The 20,446-nt window shown below is 74.5% G+C and carries 22 protein-coding genes, 1 pseudogene and 1 riboswitch; of the genes and pseudogenes, 9 read left to right on the plus strand and 14 right to left on the minus strand.

Going from position 1 to position 20,446, the window contains the following annotated elements; all coding sequences use genetic code 11:
- Positions 1-31 precede the first annotated feature (31 nt).
- A complete protein-coding gene (locus HL189_RS21495; RefSeq protein ID WP_369135777.1) occupies positions 32-550 on the minus strand; it encodes an NfeD family protein in 519 nt (172 codons plus the stop codon).
- Positions 551-680: 130 nt separating this feature from the next.
- Positions 681-774, plus strand: a riboswitch (TPP riboswitch).
- Here HL189_RS21495 and thiM point away from each other — a divergent pair.
- The 3 genes from thiM (at position 767) to thiD (ending at position 3,076) form a co-directional block, all read left to right on the plus strand.
- Positions 767-1,570, plus strand: coding sequence for a hydroxyethylthiazole kinase (gene thiM / locus HL189_RS21500; protein WP_369135778.1), 804 nt, complete (start codon positions 767-769; stop codon positions 1,568-1,570). (Overlaps the previous riboswitch by 8 nt.)
- Positions 1,571-1,580: 10 nt before the next feature.
- Positions 1,581-2,246: a thiamine phosphate synthase gene (gene thiE, locus HL189_RS21505; protein WP_369135779.1), complete on the plus strand. Its 666-nt coding sequence runs from the start codon at positions 1,581-1,583 to the stop codon at positions 2,244-2,246.
- A complete protein-coding gene (gene thiD, locus HL189_RS21510; RefSeq protein WP_369135780.1) occupies positions 2,243-3,076 on the plus strand; it encodes a bifunctional hydroxymethylpyrimidine kinase/phosphomethylpyrimidine kinase in 834 nt (277 codons plus the stop codon). Before thiE ends, thiD begins: the two co-directional genes overlap by 4 nt.
- Before the next feature lie 4 nt (positions 3,077-3,080).
- Here thiD and HL189_RS21515 read toward each other — a convergent pair whose 3' ends face one another.
- Both HL189_RS21515 and HL189_RS21520 read right to left on the minus strand, forming a co-directional pair.
- On the minus strand, positions 3,081-4,019 hold the full coding sequence (locus HL189_RS21515) for a tetratricopeptide repeat protein (protein WP_369135781.1): 939 nt from the start codon (positions 4,017-4,019) through the stop codon (positions 3,081-3,083).
- Positions 4,016-5,392, minus strand: coding sequence for a DNA polymerase IV (locus HL189_RS21520; protein WP_369135782.1), 1,377 nt, complete (start codon positions 5,390-5,392; stop codon positions 4,016-4,018). The genes HL189_RS21515 and HL189_RS21520 overlap by 4 nt, the downstream gene beginning before the upstream one ends.
- 41 nt (positions 5,393-5,433) lie before the next feature.
- Here HL189_RS21520 and HL189_RS21525 point away from each other — a divergent pair, with 41 nt between their 5' ends.
- Genes HL189_RS21525 through HL189_RS21535 form a run of 3 tightly spaced genes read left to right on the plus strand, consistent with a single transcriptional unit; the run spans position 5,434 to position 7,043 of the window.
- On the plus strand, positions 5,434-6,039 hold the full coding sequence (locus tag HL189_RS21525; RefSeq protein ID WP_369135783.1) for a class I SAM-dependent methyltransferase: 606 nt from the start codon (positions 5,434-5,436) through the stop codon (positions 6,037-6,039).
- Positions 6,040-6,049: 10 nt separating this feature from the next.
- Complete coding sequence (locus HL189_RS21530) at positions 6,050-6,508, plus strand: cupin domain-containing protein (protein ID WP_369135784.1); 459 nt, start codon at positions 6,050-6,052, stop codon at positions 6,506-6,508.
- Positions 6,509-6,515: 7 nt separating this feature from the next.
- On the plus strand, positions 6,516-7,043 hold the full coding sequence (locus HL189_RS21535; protein ID WP_369135785.1) for a DUF488 family protein: 528 nt from the start codon (positions 6,516-6,518) through the stop codon (positions 7,041-7,043).
- Positions 7,044-7,050: 7 nt separating this feature from the next.
- Here the strand turns inward: HL189_RS21535 and HL189_RS21540 are convergent, their stop codons facing one another.
- From HL189_RS21540 to rpsF, 8 genes are all read right to left on the minus strand, one after another.
- Positions 7,051-7,917 carry a DUF1524 domain-containing protein gene (locus HL189_RS21540; protein WP_369135786.1) on the minus strand — a complete coding sequence of 289 codons (867 nt, stop codon included), beginning with the start codon at positions 7,915-7,917 and terminating at the stop codon, positions 7,051-7,053.
- A gap of 94 nt (positions 7,918-8,011) precedes the next feature.
- Positions 8,012-8,653 carry a hypothetical protein gene (locus HL189_RS21545; RefSeq protein WP_369135787.1) on the minus strand — a complete coding sequence of 214 codons (642 nt, stop codon included), beginning with the start codon at positions 8,651-8,653 and terminating at the stop codon, positions 8,012-8,014.
- Positions 8,654-8,838: 185 nt separating this feature from the next.
- Entirely contained in the window at positions 8,839-9,249 is a 411-nt protein-coding gene (locus HL189_RS21550) for a hypothetical protein (protein ID WP_369135788.1), read from the minus strand.
- 31 nt (positions 9,250-9,280) lie between these two features.
- Complete coding sequence (gene dnaB, locus HL189_RS21555) at positions 9,281-11,884, minus strand: replicative DNA helicase (RefSeq protein WP_369135789.1); 2,604 nt, start codon at positions 11,882-11,884, stop codon at positions 9,281-9,283.
- 485 nt (positions 11,885-12,369) lie between these two features.
- Complete coding sequence (gene rplI / locus HL189_RS21560; protein ID WP_369135790.1) at positions 12,370-12,813, minus strand: 50S ribosomal protein L9; 444 nt, start codon at positions 12,811-12,813, stop codon at positions 12,370-12,372.
- Positions 12,814-12,824: 11 nt separating this feature from the next.
- Positions 12,825-13,061: a 30S ribosomal protein S18 gene (gene rpsR, locus HL189_RS21565; protein ID WP_089305905.1), complete on the minus strand. Its 237-nt coding sequence runs from the start codon at positions 13,059-13,061 to the stop codon at positions 12,825-12,827.
- Positions 13,062-13,090: 29 nt separating this feature from the next.
- On the minus strand, positions 13,091-13,570 hold the full coding sequence (locus HL189_RS21570; RefSeq protein WP_369135791.1) for a single-stranded DNA-binding protein: 480 nt from the start codon (positions 13,568-13,570) through the stop codon (positions 13,091-13,093).
- A 2-nt stretch (positions 13,571-13,572) separates the two neighbouring features.
- Positions 13,573-13,860, minus strand: coding sequence for a 30S ribosomal protein S6 (gene rpsF / locus HL189_RS21575; protein ID WP_369135792.1), 288 nt, complete (start codon positions 13,858-13,860; stop codon positions 13,573-13,575).
- A 171-nt stretch (positions 13,861-14,031) separates the two neighbouring features.
- On the opposite strand from rpsF, the gene HL189_RS21580 reads away from it, so the two are divergent.
- Positions 14,032-14,862: a deoxyribonuclease IV gene (locus HL189_RS21580; protein WP_369135793.1), complete on the plus strand. Its 831-nt coding sequence runs from the start codon at positions 14,032-14,034 to the stop codon at positions 14,860-14,862.
- Here HL189_RS21580 and HL189_RS21585 read toward each other — a convergent pair.
- The 3 genes from HL189_RS21585 to HL189_RS21595 all read right to left on the minus strand — a co-directional run bounded on the left by HL189_RS21585 (position 14,845) and on the right by HL189_RS21595 (position 19,406).
- Positions 14,845-16,383: a glycosyltransferase family 87 protein gene (locus HL189_RS21585; RefSeq protein ID WP_369135794.1), complete on the minus strand. Its 1,539-nt coding sequence runs from the start codon at positions 16,381-16,383 to the stop codon at positions 14,845-14,847. The genes HL189_RS21580 and HL189_RS21585 overlap by 18 nt on opposite strands.
- Positions 16,384-16,407: 24 nt before the next feature.
- Positions 16,408-18,522: a transglycosylase domain-containing protein gene (locus HL189_RS21590; RefSeq protein ID WP_369135795.1), complete on the minus strand. Its 2,115-nt coding sequence runs from the start codon at positions 18,520-18,522 to the stop codon at positions 16,408-16,410.
- A 470-nt stretch (positions 18,523-18,992) separates the two neighbouring features.
- On the minus strand, positions 18,993-19,406 hold the full coding sequence (locus tag HL189_RS21595; RefSeq protein ID WP_369135796.1) for a DUF5318 family protein: 414 nt from the start codon (positions 19,404-19,406) through the stop codon (positions 18,993-18,995).
- A gap of 193 nt (positions 19,407-19,599) precedes the next feature.
- On the opposite strand from HL189_RS21595, the gene HL189_RS21600 reads away from it, so the two are divergent.
- On the plus strand, positions 19,600-20,208 hold the full coding sequence (locus HL189_RS21600; RefSeq protein WP_369135797.1) for a PadR family transcriptional regulator: 609 nt from the start codon (positions 19,600-19,602) through the stop codon (positions 20,206-20,208).
- 70 nt (positions 20,209-20,278) lie between these two features.
- A pseudogene (locus HL189_RS21605) lies at positions 20,279-20,446 on the plus strand (inositol-3-phosphate synthase); the annotation flags it as partial.

A 20,446-nucleotide genomic window follows, 5' to 3' on the forward strand; every position in this document is an offset into this window, starting at 1 on the left:
AGGGCTCGCCGGGGGGTGGGAGGAGGGGCGGTCAGGGAGCGGTGGAGACGACCTCCACGGACGTCTCGGTGGGGGTGTCGACGACGTACACCGGGGTGCCGGCGGGCAGCGGGACCGCACTGCGGGCGTGGTACTTCAGCTGCTGGCCGCCGACGGTCAGCCGGACCTCGCCCAGCCCGCCGGCCGGCACCCGGGAGACCACGACCCCCTGGGCACCGAGCAGCCGGTCGCGGGTGGGCGTCGGCTCGGTCGGCATGTCCCGCAGAGCGGCGGACAGCCGGACGGCGCCGGCGGCCAGCGGCAGCGCGACGAGGAGCCCGCCGGCGAGCGCGAGGGAGAGGGCCACCGGCCGCGGGAGGTCGGGCAGCAGGGCGGTCACCGCCGCTCCGCCGAACCCGACGCCGCCCAGCAGCGCGGCGATCGCCGGGAGGGAGAACGGTCCGTCGGCGTCCGCGGAACCGAGGTCGAGGTCGCCCAGCACCAGGGCGAGGACCAGCACGACGACCCCGGCACCACCCAGCACGAGGAACGCGACGGCGGTCGGTTCCACGTGTCCTCCAGTGCTGCCGTCCGGGTCGGGCGAGCGCACAGCGTCACAGCCGCAGCGGCGGATGATCAAGACGAGTGACGTGGGACGGGCCACCACCACCCGGTCGGGTGAACGATCGTGTTGTACGTTCGCGGCCGACACGGGGTGTCCCGCCCGGGACTGAGAGCACACCCGTCGAACCTGCCCCAGTTGACACTGGCGAAGGGATGTCACGGCGTGGAAGCCACCGACCTCCGCGCGGCCCACGCGGCGCTGCGCGAGACCGCACCCCTGGTGCACTGCCTCACCAACACCGTCGTCCAGACGATCACGGCGAACGCGCTGCTCGCGGTCGGCGCCGCGCCCGCGATGGTCGACGACCCCGCCGAGGCCGGCGAGTTCGCCGCGGTGGCGTCGGCGGTGCTGGTGAACGTCGGTACCGTGCAGCAGCGCACCGCCGAGGCCATGCGGATCGCCGCCCGGGCCGCCGGGGACGCCGGGACCCCGTGGGTCCTCGACCCGGTCGCCGTCGGCGGGCTGACGTTCCGCACCGAGCTGGCCGCCGACCTCGCGGCCCTGCGGCCCACCGTGGTCCGCGGCAACGCCTCCGAGGTGCTCGCGCTCGCCGGGGCCGGCAAGGGCGGCCGCGGGGTGGACAGCACCGCCACACCGGAGGACGCGCTGGAGGCCGCCGGGGAGCTGGCCCGGCGCACCGGCGGCGTGGTCGCGGTCAGCGGGCCGGTCGACGTGGTCACCGACGGGACCCGCGTGGTGCGGATCGGCGGCGGCTCGGCGCTGCTCACCCGCACCACCGGCGCCGGCTGCGCGCTGGGCGCGCTCGTCGCCGCGTACGTCGCCGCCGCCGCCGCCGGCGACCCGCTCACCGGCACCGTCGCCGCGCACGCCCACGTCGCGCTCGCCGCGGAGATCGCCGCGGACCTCGCCGACGGGCCGGGCACGTTCCCCGCCCAGTGGCTGGACGCCCTCGACGCGCTGGACGACGACGCGCTGACCCGTGCCGACCTGCGCACCGACGACTGAGGACGACGGCGTGCGGCGTCCCCTCGACCCCACCCTGTACCTGGTCACCGACACCGCGCTGAGCGCGCCGCGCCCGGTGCCGGACGTGGTGGCGGCCGCGGTCGCCGGCGGGGTGACGTGCGTGCAGGTCCGGGACAAGACCGCGAGCCGCCGGGAGCTGCTGGCGCTGACCCGCGCGGTGCGGGCGGTCCTGGCGGCCACGCCGCACGTGGCGCTGGTCGTGAACGACGCCGTCGACGTCGCGCTGATCGCCGGGGCAGACGGCGTGCACGTGGGCCAGGACGACCTCCCGCCGGCCGACGTGCGGGCGCTGCTCGGCCCGGACCCGTGGCTGGGCGTCTCGGTCAGCGGGGACGCCGACCTCGACGCCGTCCTCGCGCTGCCGCCGGGGACCGTCGACCTGGTCGGGCTGAGCCCGGTCTGGGGCACGCCGACGAAGCCGGACACCGGCCCGGCCCTCGGTCTGGACGGCGTCCGCCGGCTGGCCGCACGGGCGCGGGCGGGCGGGGTCCGCTCGGTCGCGATCGGGGGCATCCACGCGGAGAACGTCGCCGCGGTCGCCGCCACCGGGGTCGACGGGGTCTGCGTCGTCTCCGACGTCTGCGCCGCCGCGGACCCGGAGACCTCGGCGCGGCTGCTGCGCGACCGGCTGCGCCCGGAGGTCGGTGCCCGATGAGCGCCGCGGTCGCGCTCACCGTGGCCGGCAGCGACCCCAGCGGCGGGGCGGGCATCCAGGCCGACCTGAAGACCTTCAGCGCGCTCGGTGCCTACGGGACGGCGGTGCTCACCGCGCTCACCGCGCAGAACACCCGCGGCGTCACCGGCGTGCACCCGGTGCCGGCGGAGTTCGTGGGGGAGCAGCTCCGCACGCTGTTCGCCGACGTGACCGTGCACGCCACCAAGCTCGGCATGCTCGGGACGGCGGAGGTGGTGCGCGAGGTCGCCGCGGTGCTCGCCGGCCGCCCGGGCGGACCGGTGGTCTGCGACCCGGTCATGGTCGCGACGAGCGGGGACCGGCTGATCTCCCAGGAGGCGGTGGACGCCGTCCGCACCGAGCTGCTGCCGGTCAGCGACCTGGTCACCCCCAACGCGCCCGAGGCCGCCGCGCTGCTCGACGTCGCGCCGGCCACCCGGGTCGACCAGCTGGTCGAGCAGGGGTGGGCGCTGCTGGCGCTCGGCCCGGCCGCGGTGCTGGTGAAGGGCGGCCACCTGGGCGGCGGGGAGAGCGTGGACGTGCTGGTCACCGCGGGCGGTGTGGTGGAGACCCGCCGTCCCCGGGTGGCGACGACCTCGACCCACGGCACCGGCTGCACCCTGTCCTCGGCGCTGGCCGCGCTGGCCGCCCGGCTGCACGCGGTGGACGGCGGGGATGCCGGGCTGGACTGGGCGCCCCTGGTCGAGCAGGCCCGCGACTACCTGCAGCAGGCCCTGGAGTCCGGCGGCGCGCTCGGGGTCGGTGCCGGGCACGGCCCGGTGCACCACTTCGCCCGCTGGTGGAGCGCCTGAGGAGTCACTCCTCCTCCAGCACCTCCCGCAGGACGCGGGCGGCGAGCTCGTCACCGCCCTCGGCGCCGAGCAGCAGCTGCTCGACCGCGCCGTCGACGTCGCCCTGCGCGAGCAGCAGCACGCCCAGGTTGTGGTGGCAGTGCAGGTCACCGGCGTCGATGCCGGCCCGGTACGCGGCGGCAGCGGCGACCTCCTGCTGGAACTCGTCGAGGAGCAGGTTGCCCAGCGGCAGCCAGGTGTCCTCCTCGTTGCGCAGCGCGCCGGCCTCGAGGGTGCTGCGCGCCTCCTCGACCCGGCCGGTGGCGCGCAGCAGGTGGGCGAGGTCGACCCGGGCGGGCGGGTAGACCTCCGCGCCGGCCCGCAGCTCGTCCTCCAGCGCCGCGTCGGTGGTGGCGTCCCAGCGCCAGCAGGCCAGGACGGCGCGGGCCTGGGCGTCCCCGCCCTCGGCGGCCCGGCGCATCCACGCCTGCGCGGCGGTGTCCTCGCCGTCCTCGTGCAGCGCCCAGGCCAGCTGCACCGTGGCGGCCAGGTCGCCGCGCTCGGCGCCCAGCCGGAAGGCGGACACGGCCTCACCACGGCGGCCCTGCTCCTCCAGCGCGCTGCCCAGCGGACCCCAGCCGGCCGTGTCGCCGAGGGCGATCGCCCGGCGGGCGGCCCGCTCGGCCTCCGGCCAGCGGTGCAGGTCGAGCAGGACCAGCGCCAGGTTCAGCCAGGCGTCGCCCTCGCCGAGCGCGGCGGCCTGCTCGTGGGCCCGGACGGCGTCCTCCCAGCGGTGCAGCGCGCGCAGGCTGTTGCCCAGGTTGAACCAGGCCAGCGCGGAACCCTGCTCGGCAGCCCGGCGGAACAGCGCCGCGGCGCCTGCGTGGTCGCCGGCGTCGGCGAGGTCGCAGCCGCGGTGCACGAGGTCGTCGATGGCGGCCTCCAGCGCGTCGTCCCCGGTCATGGGCCCGAGTCTGGGGTGGCGGCGGTGCCCGCGTCGACCGGGTCTGACCAGTCCGGGGGATCGCCGGGCCGCAGGTCGGGGTCGTCGGCGGCCAGCGTCCGCACCGGCCCGGGCGCCGTCCGCGGCCCCTCGAACCGCACGGTGACCCGGTTCAGCCCGCTGCCCCACACCCAGCCGGCCCCGAGCCCGGGGTGGACGACGTCCTGCCCGGGGTACCAGGCGACGACGGCGGGACCGGGCGGCGGCTCCTCCTCGACCGGCTCGGGCTCGACCGGGGCCGGCTCGGGCTGCGGGGGAACCGGCTCGGCGAACAGGTCGCCCTGCACGTAGCTGGACAGCCCGGAGACCCCCACCCCGAGCAGCCGCAGGCCCCCGCTGCGGTCGACGGCGCCGAGCAGCCGGTGGGCGACCTCGGCGATCTGCCGGGGGTCGTCGACCGGGTGCGGCAGGGTCTGCGACCGGGTCAGCGTGGTGAAGTCGAACCGGCGCACCTTGAGGGTGACCGTGCGGCCGGAGGTGCCCGAGCGCTGCAGCCGGCTGCCGACCCGGGTGGCGAGCGCCTCCACCTCTGCGGCCAGCCGGGCGGGGTCGGTGAGGTCGCGGGCGAAGGTCTCCTCGGCGCTGACCGACTTCGCCTCCCGGTCGGGCACCACCGGGCGGTCGTCGTCGGCCCGGGCCAGCCGGTGGAGCCCGGCGCCGTGCGCCTGGCCGACCAGGCTGGTGAGGTCGACCAGCGACAGCCGGTGCAGGTCGCCGACGGTCTTCACCCCGATGCTGGCCAGCCGCTCGGCGGTGGCCGGCCCGACGCCGCCGAGGCTGCGCACCGGCAGCGGGTGCAGGACGGCGAGCTCCTGCCCGGCCGGGACGACGGTGAGCCCGTCGGGCTTGTCCAGCTCCGAGCCGATCTTGGCCAGCGCCTTGGAGGTGCCGATGCCCACCGAGCCGGTGACCCCGCCGGTGGCGGCGGCGATCCGGGCCTTCAGGGCGCGGCCGAGGGCGGTGACCCCGGGCACGCTCAGGTCGTGGTCCCCGGCCGCGAGGTCGACGTACGCCTCGTCGATGGACACCGGCTCGACCAGCGGGGAGAGCTCGCGCAGCAGCGCCATCACCACGTCCGACGTCCGCTTGTAGGCGGCGAAGCGGGTGCCGAGGAAGGCGGTGCCGGGCGGGCAGACCCGGCGCGCCTCGGCGGTCGGCATCGCGCTGCGCGCGCCGTACGCGCGGGCCTCGTAGGAGGCGGTGGAGACCACGCCGCGGCCCCCGACGCCGCCGACCACCACCGGGCGGCCGCGGAGCGAGGGCTTGTCGCGCTGCTCGACGGCGGCGAAGAAGGCGTCAAGGTCGAGGTGCAGGATGCTCGGCTCGCGCCGCACGCCACCTCCCCTGTCCCGGACCGACCGTCGATGATGCCCCCATGGCCGAGCCGAGCGCATGGACGCAGATCACCCAGCAGGACCCGGGCCACTCCGCCGCCTACGTCGAACGGTTCCGGACGATGGCCGCCGACGGCGCGGACCTGGCCGGCGAGGCCCGGCTGGTCGACGCGCTGCTGCCCCGCTCGGCCCGGGTGCTCGACGCGGGCTGCGGCCCGGGCCGGGTGGGCGCGTTCCTGGCCGCCGCCGGGCACGAGGTGGTCGGGGTGGACGCCGACCCGGTGCTCATCGCGGCGGCCGAGGCCGACCACCCGGGCCCGCGCTGGGTCGTCGCGGACCTGGCCGAGCTGGACCTGCCCGCGCTGGGCATCGCGGAGACCTTCGACGCCATCGTCTGCGCCGGCAACGTGATGACCTTCCTCGCCCCGAGCACCCGGCGGGAGGTGCTGCGCCGACTGCGCGCGCACCTGGCGCCCGGCGGGCGGGCGGCGATCGGGTTCGGCGCGGGCCGGGGCTACCCGTTCGAGGAGTTCCTGGACGACGCCCGGGCGGTCGGCTGGACCGACGACGTCCTGCTGTCCACCTGGGACCTGCGGCCGTGGTCCCCGGACGCCGACTTCCTGGTCGCGGTGCTGAGCGGGGTGTAGGCACTCCGGCATGACCTACCTGCCCGACCCGGCGACCGTCTCCCGCCACGGTGACCAGCGCACGGCCGGCCGCGCACGGTTCGTCGCCACCGGCAGTCAGACCCGGGGGGACTTCGGCCTGTACGAGTTCACCCTGCCGCCCGGCGCAGTCGGGCCCGGTCCGCATCTGCACCGGACGTTCAGCGAGTCCTTCCACGTGCTGGACGGCGAGCTCGCCGTGCTCGCCGGCGAGGAGTGGACGACGGCGTCCGCCGGCGACCTGATCTACGTGCCGCGCTCGGGGGTGCACGCCTTCCGCGCCGCCCGCGAGGACGTGGGCGCCCGGTTCCTGATCCTGTTCACCCCCGGCATCCCGCGCGAGCGGTACTTCGAGGGCCTGGTCGAGCTCTACGCCGACGGACGGCGGCCGACCACCGAGGAGATCGACGCGTTCGCGCTGCAGCACGACCAGCTCAACCTGCGCGGGTGAGCGTCCCGTGCCGCTGCTGACCGTCGGCCACGGGCCCGACCACCGCGACCGCCTCGGGGACCGGCTGGCCGCGGCCGGGGTCGAGGAGCTGGTCGACGTGCGCCGCTTCCCCGGCAGCCGGAGCAACCCGGACGTCACCCGCGACGAGCTGGCCGCGTGGCTGCCGGCCCGCGGGGTCGCCTACCGGTGGGAGTCGCGTCTGGGCGGGCGGCGACGGCTGCCGGCGGGGGAACCGGTCGTCGACGACTGGTGGACCGTCGCCCAGTTCGCGGCCTACGCGGCGCACACGCGGAGCCCCGAGTTCACCGCGGCCCTGGACGACGTGCTGGCGGTGGCGGGCGAGCGCCGGGTGGCGGTGATGTGCAGTGAGTACGTGTGGTGGCGCTGCCACCGGCGGCTCGTCGCGGACGTCGCCGTCCTGGGGCGCGGGCTGCCGGTGGAGCACCTCATGCCGGACGGGCGGCTCGCACCGCACCGGCCGTCGGCGGGCGCGGTGCTGGGGGACGACGGCCTGGTGCGCTGGCCGGCGTCCTGAGGCCCGATCACTCGCAGGCGGTGCCGTCCCCGTCGCCGTCCATCGCGTCGGACCAGCCCGGGTCGCCGCGGTGCAGCGGCGCCGCGCCGGCGGCCCGCGCGGCGGCGCAGTCCGGGTAGGGCTGCTGCGTCGACGTTCCCGCGGGAACGTCCACCGGCGCGGGCACCGGCTCGCCCGGGCAGGTGCCGAGGACGCGCTGCAGGGCGTCGTGCTCGGCCCGCGTCACCCACAGCCCGTAGGCGGCCTTGACGGCGACCTGCCGGGCCGCGTAGCCGCAGCGGGCCGCCCGGTTGGGCGGCAGCCAGGTTGCGGCGTCCGCGTCGCCCTTCTGCCGATTGGCGGATGAGTCGACCGCGAGCAGGTTGAGCGGGTCGTTGGCGAAGGCGGTGCGGCGGGCGTCGTCCCAGGCGAACGAGCCGGTCTGCCAGCTGTTGCCCAGCGCGACGACGTGGTCGATGTCGACGCTGCTGCCGTCGCCCTTGACGAACTCGATGGTCCGCGCGGTGTACGGGTCGGCCAGGGTGCCGCGGACGACCACGCAGTCGTGGGTGCCACGCTGGAACGTCTCGCCGGTGAGGTCACGGGCCAGCACGTCGTTGCGGGTGTCGCAGCCGTTGCGGTCCGGGTCGGTCCACCCCGGGCCGAAATCGTCGCGGTCGTAGCCGGTCTGCGGTGCGCGGCCCTTGACCGCGAGGGTGGCGAGGACCTCGGCCGCGGGGCGCCCCGCCGCCGGCGCGCTCGCGGAGGCCCGAGTCGCGGCCTCCGAGACGGCGTCCGGAGCGGAGGCGGTGCTGGTCCCGGCCGGCTGGCAGGCGACGGTGGCCAGCACGGCCAGCGCGGCTAGCGCGAGGGACCGGGTCGGACGCGGTTTCACGTGGAGCCCCCGGGGAGTCGGTACCCCTCGACGCTAGGCGCGCGGGTGCCGCTCCCCGGGGACGTCGCCAGCCCGTGTCGCCGGGCCGGTCGGCTCAGCCCTTGCCGTTGCCCTTGCCGCCGCCGCCGTTGCCGTTGTTGCCGGGAGCCGGGGCCGGGGCCTCGCCGGTGGCGGGCTCGGCGGTGTCCCCGCCCTTGCCGGCGTTGCTGCGCGCCATCTCGGAGACTGCCCGGCCGTGCTCGCGGCCGGACTCGAAGCTCTGGCGGGCGACCTCGGAGACGGCCTGGCCGTGGTTGGCCGGCGCCGTCGGCGCCGGCACCTCGATGACCGGCTCCTCCACGACCGGCTCCTCGACGGGCTGCTCGACGACCGGCTCCTCGGCGGGCTGCTCGACGGCCGGCTCCTCGACGACGGGCTCCTCGACGACGGGCTCCTCGGCGGGCAGCTCGACGACCGGCTCCTCCACGACCGGCTCCTCGACCGGCTCCTCGACAGTGGGCTCCTCGGCGGGCTGCTCGGCGGTCTCCGACGGCTCCGCACCCTCAGCCGGCTCGACGCCGTCGTCGGTCGGCTCGGTGGTGACCTCCGTCGAGCTGTCCGACGTCGGCTCGATCGCCTGGGCGACGCCGATGGTGCCGCCACCGACGATCGCGAGGGCCACGGCGCCGACCGCGACCTTGCCGGCGAGTCCAGCAGGGGCGAGCTTGGCGAGCAGGGCAGGGAAGAGAGCGGGCACAGCGGACTCCTAGGGAGGAGAGGACAACGTCCTGGGAGTCCTCGACGGAACTCGGCCCGGTCTTGAGCAGGTCCACCCGGTCAGGGGACGTGCCGTACCCCCGTCGGGGGTCTACCCGCCCGGGCGGCAACGCTCCGAAGCGGCGCTGGGCACGGTCTCCCCCAGGCTGGTGCGCCGCGCGAGGCTCAGGTCACCGGGGCGAAGCGCAGGTGCACGTGGTCCAGCCGCCGCCCCACGACCGTGCCGACCGGCCAGAACCCGGCGAACTGCACCACGTCGTGCACCGACTCCTCGAGGTGGTCGGCGAAGACCTCGGCGCCCAGCACGTCAGGGCCGAGGCCGGCGGCCAGCAGGTGGGCCTCCACCGCCAGCTGGACGTCAGGCACCGTCAGCTCCAGGTCGCGCACCATCGCGGTGGTCGTGGCGCGCAGCGAGTTGGTGCCGGTGAACGCCCGACCGCAGCCGCAGTCGCCGTCCGCCCCGCCGTCGTCGCAGCCGCACGACCAGCCCAGGACGACCAGCTCGCCCTCGATCGCGTGGCAGAAGTCGCCGGGCCAGGTGCCCTGGGTCTCGCTCGTCGCCGTCAGCAGCTTCACGCCGGCAGCGTGACAGCGGGGTCCGACAGTTCTAGTTCGCCATGTCCACGAAGCGGCTGTAGTGGCCCTGGAAGGCGACGGTGACGTTGGCGGTGGGGCCGTTGCGGTGCTTGACCAGCATGATGTCGGCCTCGCCGGCCCGCGGTGATTCTTTCTCGTACATGTCTTCGCGATGAATCATCATCACCATGTCCGCGTCCTGCTCGATTGATCCACTTTCGCGAAGGTCGGACAGCATTGGTTTCTTGTCCTGGCGCTGCTCGGAGCCACGATTCAGCTGGCTCATCGCGATGACCGGGACCTCGAGCTCCTTGGCCAGCAGCTTGAGCGCACGGGAAAACTCCGAGACCTCCTGCTGGCGGCTCTCGACCCGCTTGCCCGACGTCATCAGCTGGAGGTAGTCGATGACCACGAGCTTGAGGTCGTTGCGCTGCTTGAGCCGCCGCGCCTTGGCCCGGATCTCCATCATCGTCATGTTCGGGGAGTCGTCGATGTAGAGCGGGGCGTCGGCGATCTCGCCCATCCGGCGGGCCAGCTTCGACCAGTCCTCGTCCGACAGGGTTCCGGCGCGCATGTGGTGCAGCGGCACCTTCGCCTCGGCCGACAGCAGACGCATGGTGATCTCGTGCTTGCTCATCTCCAGCGAGAAGATGGCGGCCGGCTGCTGGTGGTGCACGGAGGCGTTCCGCGCGATGTCCAGACCCAGGGTCGAGTTGTGCGTCGGGATGAAGCTGCGCCCGGCCAGGAAGAGGTGGTCCTCGGCGTCCACCTGGATGCAGCGCACAGGGACGCTCGCGACCGGGCGGACCTCCGTGATGAAGCGGACCCCCCGCGCCGTGAACGTGCGGGCGCCGCGCTCCTTGTGGAGCAGCTTCTTCCGCTCCAGCCGGAAGACCTCGTCGTCGGTCGTGAAGGTCAACGTGTAGCAGGTGGACGACGCCTCGGACCGGCCCGCGACGCGCTTGCGGCTCATTCGGACCCGGTGCCCGAGGCCGGCAATCAGCTCCTGGGTGTCCTCCGCGAGCCGCTGGTTGTCGACGGCGAACTGGACGACGCCGTTCGGGGCCACGGTTCCGTCCGTGTCGAGCAGGCCGGCCAGCAATGCCCGGCGCTGCGCCACCGACGCCCGCAGGTACCTCGCCGGGATGTGCTTGTCGCCCAGGACGCCGAGCGAGCGGAGGAGCCCGGTCACCGTGCCGTGCTCGGCCCGGCACTCGCGGCACCGGGCCGGGCCGGCGGAGGGGCCACCGCAGTCCGGGCAGCGCGCGGCCCGGCCGACGCCCCCACCGGCCCGCAGCTTGCCACCGCAGGTCTTCCCGCAGGTCTGCACCTGCGATGTCTTCGGGACGAACGGCTTCCCGCACATCGGGCACGGGCGCTCGGTCACGGCCGCGCGGGCCGGCAGCCGCATCGCGTACCGCAGTTCGGCCGACGTCCGGTCGGCGACCAGGCCCTCCGCTTCGATGTACACGGCGATCTCGGGATCGGCACTGGTGTACTGCGCGGAGGCCGATGTGCCGTGACCGAGCCAGACGCCCAGCGCGTACGGCGGCACGGGCAGGTCCGCCTCGGGCAGGTCCAGGGGCTGGGCATTGGTGACCGAGTGGTTGAGTCGCTCGTCCGCGGTGGCGCACCGGACGGTGCGCGCCAGCTCCTCGGTGGTGCGCACGGCGGCGAAGGCCCGCTGGTCGCAGCCGTGCCGGGCCGCCTGGGCGGACCTGCGGCTGGCCCTGTCGTCGGTGAGCCACTGGTGCTGGGCGTCGGCCACGAGGGCCGAACCGTCGGAGAAGTGCACCTCGTAACAGGGGCGGCCGGTCATGACCTCGGTGGCGGCGACCACGGTGGTGGGGCGCCCGTCGGAGCCGATGACCTGGTCACCGACGGCGACCTCGCCCATCGTGGTCCAGCCGGTGGGAGTGGCGACCGGGGTGTCGAGGGCAAGTGCCTTGCCCACACCCGGGCGGGCGGCGATGACGATCATCTGACCGGCCTGCAGGCCGTTGGTGAGCTCGTCGAGGTCGCGGATGCCGGTGGGCACACCGCGGGCGGTGCCGCCGCGGGAGGCGATGGCGTCGAGCTCGTCCATCGTCGGCTGCAGGATGTCCTCGAGGCGGGAGTAGTCCTCGCTCATCCGCTTCTCGGTGACGTCGTAGATGGCCTGCTGGGCCCGGTCGACGATGTCGTCGACGTCGCCCTTGCCGTCGGCCGCGCCGTAGCCGAGCTGGACCACCCGGGTGCCGGCCTCGACCAGCCGCCGCAGCACGGCCTGCTCGGCGACGATCGCGGCGTAGTAGCCGGCGTTCGCCGCCGTCGGGGTGGAGGCGATGAGCGTGTGCAGGTAGACCGCGCCGCCCATCTTCGACAGCTGGTCGGTGCGGTTGAGCTCGGCGGCGACGGTGATCGCGTCGGCCGGCTCGCCGCGGCCGTAGAGGTCGAGGATGCAGTCGTAGACGATCTGGTGCGCGGGCCGGTAGAAGTCCGGGCCCTGCAGGACCTCCACGACGTCGGCGATCGCGTCCTTGGACATGAGCATGCCGCCCAGCACCGACTGCTCGGCAGCGACGTCCTGAGGGGGCTGGCGGTCGTACTCCGGCGCCGTCGTCCTCGGCCTGCTGATGTCGTCGACGACGGCCACGCCTGGTCCCCCCGTTCCCGGCCCACTGCTGGACCGTGTCGTTGTGCTCGCTGCGCTGTTCACTTCTTTGCTACCGCCGGGCACTGACGATTCCGTGCCCGGCGGCGCTGGGAGGACGGTAGGAACCGGGGAGGGGGTGCGTCCAACACCGCTGTGCACGCCGATCTGCACAACTTGTGGACAAGTCGGTGGACGGAGCCGGTCACCGTGTGGAGACCGCGGGGGACGCGTCCCCGTCGTCCCCCGGCAACCCACCCGCCACCTGCGCACCCGCCCTGCCCAGGGTGTGGACGGGAGAAAGTCGGCGGATTTCTCCGGGTCGACACGCCCGGCCCCGTCGCCTGCTCCCCGCAGGTCCCAGCGACCCCATGTCGACACCGGGGACCACCGGTGGGGGAGCAGCCGGCCGGAGACGCCGCGAGGGGCGCCGGACCGAAGTCCGACGCCCCTCGCGGGCGGTGCTGTGGTGCGGTGGAGCCGCCCGATCAACCGGCGACGACGTCCAGGGTGACCGGGACGGCGACCTCCGGGTGGACCCGCACCGTGACGGTGTGGGTGCCCAGGCTCTTGATCGTCGGCAGGTCGATCCGGCGACGGTCGAGCTCGGGACCACCGGCGGCAGTCACGGCGGAGGCGATGTCCGCGGTGGTGATGCGGCCGAACAGGCGGCCGCCCTCACCGGAGCGGGCCGGGAGCGTGACCGTCAGCTTCGAGAGCTGGGCGGCCTGCGCCCGGGCCTCCTCGAGCGACTTCACCTCGCGGGCGGCACGCGCCCGACGCAGGCTCTCCACCTGCTTCTCGGCACCGCGGGTGGCGACGATGGCCAGCCCGCGGGGCAGGAGGTAGTTGCGGCCGTAGCCGCCCTTGACCTCGACGGTGTCACCGGTGGAACCGAGACCGGTCACCTCGTGGGTGAGGATCAGCTTCATCGTGCTCATGGTCAGCGCGCCGTGGAGGTGTAGGGCAGCAGGGCCATCTCGCGGCTGTTCTTCACGGCCACGGCGACGTCCCGCTGGTGCTGGCTGCAGTTGCCGCTGACGCGGCGGGCACGGATCTTGCCGCGGTCGGAGATGAACTTCCGCAGCAGGGTCGTGTCCTTGTAGTCGATGTAGGTCGCCTTGTCCTTGCAGAACTGGCAGACCTTCTTCTTGGGCTTGCGAACCGGGGGCTTGGGCACTGGGGTCTCCAGAGATCAGTACGGGGGGATCAGAAGGGCGGTTCGTCGGAGGACGCCGGCGGGGTGGACCACGGGTCGCTGGACCCGCCGCCGGAGAAGCCGCCGCCACCGCCGCCGCCGCCGAACCCACCGCCACCCTCGCTGCGCGCAGCGCGGGTGACCTTGGCCGTGGCGTACCGGAGGCTCGGGCCGACCTCGTCGACCTCGAGTTCGACGACGGTGCGCTTCTCGCCTTCCTTCGTCTCGAACGAGCGCTGCTTCAGGCGCCCGGAGACGATGACCCGCGAACCGCGGGTGAGCGACTCGGCGACGTTCTCCGCCGCCTGCCGCCAGACGTTGCACCGGAGGAACAGCGCCTCGCCGTCCTTCCACTCCTGCGACTGACGGTCGAAGGTGCGGGGCGTCGAGGCGACGGTGAAGTTCGCGACGGCGGCACCGGACGGCGTGAACCGCAGTTCCGGGTCGGCCGTCAGGTTCCCGATGACGGTGATGACGGTCTCGCCGGCCATGGTCAGTGGACCTCGGGCCGCATCAGCTTGGTGCGCAGCACGGACTCGTTGAGGTTCAGCTGCCGGTCCAGCTCGGCCACGGCGGCCGGGTCGGACTCGATGTCGACGATGGCGTAGATGCCCTCGACGTTCTTCTTGATCTCGTAGGACAGCCGGCGGCGGCCCCAGATCTCGGTCTTCACGGTGCCGCCGGCGTTGGTGACGACGGACAGGAACCGGTCCAGGCTGGGAGCGATGGTCCGCTCCTCGAGCTCAGGGTCGAGGATGATCATCAATTCGTAGTGACGCACGGAGAACCCCACCTCCTCTGGTCTCAGCGGCTGCAGCACATCTGCAGCAGGAGGGTCGTACACGCGTCGCGCGCCCGATCTGCCGCGGTGGACCCGCGAGCAGGGAGGACGCGCACTGGACAGACTACCAGCGCGGTGGACACCTCCCGCCGGCTGACTATCGTCGCGCGGGTGGCGGGTCGACAGGGAACAGCGCAGCCGGTCGGTGTCCACGTCGGACGGGGCCTGACCGAGGACGGCGAACTGGCCGACGGCGGCCCGCTGGCCCGCGCGGCGGAGATGGACGCCGACGCCGTCCAGGTGTTCCTCGCCGACCCGCAGGGCTGGAAGGCGCCCAGGCCCCGGCCGGACGCCGAGGCGCTGCTCAGCGGCGAGGTCGGCGTCTTCGTGCACGCGCCGTACATCGTCAACGTGGCCTCGACCAACAACCGGATCCGCATCCCCAGCCGCAAGCTGCTCGGTCAGCACGCGCAGGCCGCGGCGGCCATCGGGGCGCGCGGGATGGTCGTGCACGGCGGCCACGTGCTCGCCAAGGACGACCCGGCCGCCGGGTTCGGCAACTGGCGCAAGACCTTCGCCCGGCAGGCCGACGCGGGCGGCTTCGGCATCCCCGTCCTGATCGAGAACACCGCCGGCGGGGACAACGCGATGGCCCGGGAGCTCGCGGCGCTCGGCCGGCTGTGGGAGGCGGTCGGCGAGTTCGGCGCCGGGTTCGTGCTCGACACCTGCCACGCCTGGGCGGCCGGCTGGGACCTCACCCGGGCGGTCGACGACGTGCTGGCCGTCACCGGGCGGATCGACCTGGTGCACCTGAACAACAGCCGGGACCCGGCCGGCTCCGGCCGCGACCGGCACGCGCCGCTGACCGACGGCGAGATCCCGGTGGAGCTGCTGCTGGGCGTGGCCCGGGCCGCGGGTGCCCCCGTCCTCCTGGAGACGCCGGGCGACGCGGCCAGCCACGCGGAGGAGATCGAGCTGATCCGCTCAGCGCTGCGCGGCTGAGCGCAGCCGCGTGCCCGTCAACCGGACCCGGTCGGGGGCACCGTCCAGGACGCCGCCGGCGGGGTCGTCCACGGCCGGCCAGCTGGTGCGCACCCGGTCGCCGTCGGGGTCCCGGACGTCGCGCACGACCAGCGCCATGAGGACGACGAGGGCGACGTCCCGCAGCACGACCGCGGTGTAGAACCACTCGACGTCCACCCCCCGGTCGTCCGCGCCGAGGTAGTACAGCATCGTCAGCGCCCAGACCAGCGCCTCGGTGACCTGCCACAGCAGCAGCGAGCGCCAGGCCGGGCGGGCGAGCACGGCCAGCGGGACCAGCCACAGCGCGTACTGCGGGCTGTACACCTTGTTCAGCAGCAGGAAGGCGGCGACCAGCAGGAACGCCAGCTGGGGCACCCGCGGCCGCAGCGGCGCGGCCAGCGCGAGCCACAGGACGCCGGCCGCGCACAGCAGCAGCAGGACGGCGACCACCGCGTTCAGCTGCGACGGCGACTCCCCCTCGGCCAGCGGGCCGTCGAGGAACGTGTCCCCCGACAGGTCGATGAGCATCGCCCAGATCGACTCGGGGTTGGCCGGCCGGGTGTCGCTGAGCGTGAAGAACCGCAGCCAGCCCTCCGTGCCCAGGACGGCGACCGGGGCGTTGACGACCAGCCACGCCACCCCGGCGGCGCACGCCGTCCTCAGCCAGGCGCCCAGCCGGCCCGCCCGCAGGCACAGGGCGAACAGCACGCCCAGCACGATGACCGGGTAGAGCTTCGCGGCCACCCCGAGCCCCAGCAGCACCCCGGCGAGGACCAGCCGGTGCCGCGCCCAGGCCCACAGGCCCAGGGTGGTCAGCGCGACCGCGAGCAGGTCCCAGTTGGTGAAGGCGTGCACCAGCAGCACGGGGGACAGGGCGACCATCGCGGCGTCCCAGGGCCGCCGGCCGCTGAGCGCGAGCACGGCCCGGGTGACCAGCAGGGCCAGCCCCGACAGCAGCAGGCAGGTCACCACGTAGAAGGTCTGCACCGGGACGCCGTCCGGCAGGAGCCCGGAGCCGGCCGCCAGGCCGTCGTAGGACCGGGCCAGGACCGCGGCCAGCTGCATCAGCCCGCCGGTGAGCACGGGGTACTCCACGAGGGAGTCCAGGTAGGGCACGTCGCCGGTGTCCAGGCCGTGCAGGCCGAACAGCGGGACGGCGTCGTTGTAGCAGAAGTGGGTGTACTGCTTCGACCCCGTCCAGTTGCCGTCCGCGCAGGGCTCCTGCTTGACCCACGCCAGGGTGAGGACCAGCACGGTGAACAGCAGGCACACCCGCAGCGGCGTCCAGAACAGCGCCCGGCCGGTCACCGCGTGCCGGCCCCACGGCCCGCCGACGGCCTCGCTGGCCTGCGCCGCGACCGGATCGGTCCAGGTCGGGACGACGCGGTCCGGCGGCGGCGGAGCGGCGACCTGGGGCGGCGCGCCGTGCCCCGGGAACGCCTCGGGCCCGCCCCCCGGCTGGTCGGCCGGGGCGGTCGGGCCCGAGGGTGTCGTGCTCACCCGGTCAGTGTGCCGGGGTCGGGATCAGCGGTTGGACGGCGGTGCGGGGGACGTCGTCGGCGGCCTGCCGATCGCCACGCTGGTCGTCGCGGGCACCGAGACCGACGGCGGCGGGACCCCGGGGACCTCGGTCGTCGGCTCCGGCGACCCGGTCTCCACCGGCGGCTCGCTGGTCGTGGGGGCCGGCGCCTCGCTGCTGGGGACCGGGGTCGCCTCCTGCGTGGTGGCGGGGGCCTGCGTCGTCGGCACCGAGACGCTCTCCCCGGTGTCGCCCCGGATGAGCGCCTTGGCCGGCAGCGGCTCCTCCGGGGTGCCGGCCAGCACGGTGTCCATGTACTCCTGCCAGATGGCGCCCGGCAGGCCTGACCCGTAGATGATGCTGCCCGCAGCGTTCTCGATCGGCGCCGCACCCTGGGTGCCCATCCACACCGCCGTGGAGATCGACGGGGTGTAGCCGACCATCCAGGCGTCGGAGTTGTCCGACCGGTTGAGGCCCTGGGTACCGGTCTTGGAGGCGACCGGCCGGCCGCCGTCCAGCGACCGCTTGGAGTAGTCCGCGACGCCCTCCAGCGCGAAGGTGACGTCGTTGGCCGTCTCGGGAGAGACGACCTGCTCGGCCCCCGCGGTGCCGTCGACCGTGGTCAGCACGCCGCCCTCGCTGTCGGCGACCTGCGCGACGAAGTGCGCCGGGCGGTACGTCCCCCCGTTGGCGAAGGTCGCGAAGCCGACCGCCTGCTGGATCGGCCGCACCGCGTACTCACCGATCCCGATCGAGCCACCGGTGGAGTCGGTGCCCGGGACGCTCAGCGTCTCGTGACCGGCCAGGGTCTCGGGCACGGTGGGGTCGTTCGGGTCCCAGACGTCCGGGATGCCGGCGGCCGCGCGCGCCAGCTGGGCCACCTCCTCGGGCCCGACCTCGAAGGCCAGCCCGTAGAAGGTGGTGTTCAGCGAGCGGGTGATCGCCTCCTTGAGCGTGCACGCCCCGCACTGCGCGTTGCCGGAGTTGACGACCGGCAGTCCCGGGCGGTCGGGGAACTCCTGCGGCGAGGTGCCGTCCCGCCGGGCGTTGACGCTGATGCCCTGCTCCAGGGCCGCGGCCAGCGTGTACGGCTTGAAGGACGAGCCCGGGGGCTTGAGCGCCTGCGCGTAGTCGGTGGTGTCCGCGGCCGGGTCGTCACTGGTCCGCCGGGCGTTCCCGAAGTAGGCCAGCACGCCGCCGGTCTTGGGGTCGATGGAGACCAGCGCCTGGCGCAGGGCCGGGTCCTCCCCGGTCATCACGTCGGTCACCGCGGCGACGGCGGCGTCCTGGTGGGCCTTGTCCACCGTGGTGGTGATCCGCAAGCCCTGCGTCTCCACGTCCTGGTAGCCGTGGTTCGGGCCCTCGAGCTCGGTGATCACCTGGTCGACGATCAGCCCCTCCGGGCCGCTCGGGACGCCGAGGCCGTTGCCCTCGTCCGGCAGCACCGCCGGGTACTGGGCCGCCGACCGGGCGGCCGCGTCGTACCAGCCCTGCTCGACCATCGCGTCGAGCACCCGGCCCCAGCGGTCCTGGGCCTCCTCCGGGTTGTTCTGCGGGTCGTAGTAGCTCGGGCTGCGCACCAGGACGGCGAGCACCGCGCCCTGCTCGGCGGTGAGCTGCGCGGCCGGGACGCCGAAGTAGGTCTCCGCGGCGGCCTCGATGCCGTACGCGCCGCGGCCGTAGTAGATGGTGTTGAGGTAGTTCTCGAGGATCTCGTCCTTGGTGTACTGGTTGTCCAGCTTGACCGCGAGGAACAGCTCCTTGAACTTGCGGCTGAACGTCTGGTCGGAGTTCAGGAACGCGTTCTTGACGTACTGCTGGGTGATGGTCGAGCCCCCCTGGGTCGAGCCGCCGGTGAGGTTGTTCCACGCGGCCCGGACGATGCCGGTGAAGGAGATGCCCGGGTCGTTGTAGAAGTTCCGGTTCTCCGCGGCCAGGATCGCGTTGCGGGCCGGCTCGGAGACCTCGGCCAGCGGGACGTTGATCCGGTTCTCCGGGCCCAGCCGGGCCATCTCGGTGACGCCGTCGGAGTAGTAGAGGATCGTCGTCTGCTTGCTCTGCACCGACTCGGGGGTCGGCACCTCGGTGGAGGCGTAGACGACGCCGACGAAGACGCCCATCAGCACGAGCATGCTGACGAACAGCCCGGCGAGGACCTCCAGCCAGCGACGGCGCCGCTGCCTGCCCGTGGGCCTGCGCTTGCGGCCGCCGGAGCCCCCGGCCGGCCGGCCGCCCGGGGGACGGCCACCCGGGGGACGGCCACCGCCCGAGGACCCGCCGGGACGGCCGCCCCCGGAGCGGCCACCGGAGGGGCGCCCGCGGGAGGCGGGGGATCCGCCGCGGGCCGGGGTGCGGCCACGGCCGGGCGTTCCGCCGGTGGAGCGGGCGGCCGGCGGGGGACGGCGCACCGAACCCGAGCCGGACCCGAGGCGGGAGGTCTCGTCGTGGGGAGGCACGCGGTGGGCCCCTTTCCTGCAGGTCGGAGGTGGTCCGGCGAGCCGGGACCACCCGGTGTGGCGTCTTCACTGTGCGCCCGCCCCCAGGGCAGGCGTCAGCCCGGTCCGGCGTGCAGGCCGGGCCGGGCGCGGGTCTACTCGGTCGCCGCCCGGCGGCGGGTCCGGCGTGGCGAGCGTCCCGGCACCGGTTCGGCGCCCAGGACGTAGGAGAGGACGAGGTGGTTCCAGCCGCACCCGCGGCAGACCTCGACGGTGTACACGGAGAACTCGTCCTGCGCCGCGTCCATCCGGGCGAGCTCGGCCTGGCCCTTCGCCTGCCCGGACACCGCGCCCAGCCCGTCGCCGTAGACGTAGCTGACCTGGGTCAGCCGCTCCCGACGGCAGAGCGGGCAGGGCGTGTCGGTGGGCTCCCCGTGGTACTTCGCGGCCCGGGACAGGTACGGGCTGGCGTCGCAGACCTCGAAGAGGCCGGCCCGCCCCGCGCGCACGTCGGCGAGGAGCGCGCGCCGCTGCAGTGCGTAGTCCACCACCGACCGTCGTCCGGGCACGGCGCCAAATGTACGCACTGGCGCGCTGGTGGTGGCCTCCTTCGGATGTCGACACGTCGCCGCCCGGCGTCGGCGGCCCGCGCACCCGTGGTTGCGTGGGCTGTGACGTGCGGATGTATCGTCCCGATACATCGAGCCGGTGGACGGCGAGTGGACAGCCGGGGCCGGCAACGGCCGGACGAGGGGGTGGCGGGTGCTCGAGTTCGCCATCCTCGGTCTGCTCCAGCAGTCGCCCATGCACGGCTACGAGTTGCGCAAGGAGCTCGCCGCGGTCCTCGGCGGACGGCGCAGCATCTCCTACGGGTCCCTCTACCCGGCCCTCAAGCGGCTGGCCGGGGCCGGGCTCATCGCCAGCGACGAGCCCACGCCGCGGGCCCTGCTCCCCGCGGACGCCCCGGCGCTGACCGGCCGGCGCGGCAAGGTCGTCTACACGATCACCGCCGAGGGCAAGGAGCGGTTCGCCGAGCTGGTCAGCGAGGCCGGTCCGGAGGCCTACGACGACGAGGGCCGCTTCGGCGTCCACCTGGCGTTCTTCCGGCACACGGCGGCCGACGTCCGGCTGCGCATCCTGGAGGGCCGCCGCCGCACCGTCGAGCGCCAGCGCGACCGGCTGCTGGAGTCGCTGCGGCGGACCCAGGCCCGGCTGGACCGCTACACCCTCGAGCTCCAGCGCCACGGGCTGGACTCCGTCGACCGCGAGGTCCGCTGGCTCACCGAGCTGATCGACAGCGAGAAGGACGACGCCCGGGCCGAGGCCGCCCGCGCGCGACCACCCGGGACCGCACCACCCAGCACCACCTGATCGGCACCACCAGCACGTGATCGGCACACACAGACCGGGCCCGGGAGGGTCCGTCGGAGGGAGACAGTCCATGGCATCGGTCAAGGTCGCCATCGTCGGCGTCGGCAACTGCGCCGCCTCGCTCGTCCAGGGGGTGCACTACTACCGGGACGCGGACGAGTCCGCCTCGGTCCCCGGCCTGATGCACGTCCGGTTCGGCGACTACCACGTCTCCGACATCGAGTTCGTCGCCGCCTTC

Origin of the sequence: Modestobacter sp. I12A-02662, from assembly GCF_041028325.1 — a bacterium.
Taxonomy (GTDB): Bacteria; Actinomycetota; Actinomycetes; order Mycobacteriales; family Geodermatophilaceae; genus Modestobacter.

What these genes read in the sequence shown, in the direction of transcription:
- thiD (WP_369135780.1), top strand. Translation starts at nt 2,243, where the DNA reads ATGAGCGCCGCGGTCGCGCTCACCGTGGCCGGCAGCGACCCCAGCGGC.
- HL189_RS21515 (WP_369135781.1), bottom strand. Translation starts at nt 4,019, where the DNA reads ATGACCGGGGACGACGCGCTGGAGGCCGCCATCGACGACCTCGTGCAC.
- HL189_RS21525 (WP_369135783.1), top strand. Translation starts at nt 5,434, where the DNA reads ATGGCCGAGCCGAGCGCATGGACGCAGATCACCCAGCAGGACCCGGGC.
- HL189_RS21530 (WP_369135784.1), top strand. Translation starts at nt 6,050, where the DNA reads ATGACCTACCTGCCCGACCCGGCGACCGTCTCCCGCCACGGTGACCAG.
- rplI (WP_369135790.1), bottom strand. Translation starts at nt 12,813, where the DNA reads ATGAAGCTGATCCTCACCCACGAGGTGACCGGTCTCGGTTCCACCGGT.
- HL189_RS21570 (WP_369135791.1), bottom strand. Translation starts at nt 13,570, where the DNA reads ATGGCCGGCGAGACCGTCATCACCGTCATCGGGAACCTGACGGCCGAC.
- HL189_RS21590 (WP_369135795.1), bottom strand. Translation starts at nt 18,522, where the DNA reads ATGGGCGTCTTCGTCGGCGTCGTCTACGCCTCCACCGAGGTGCCGACC.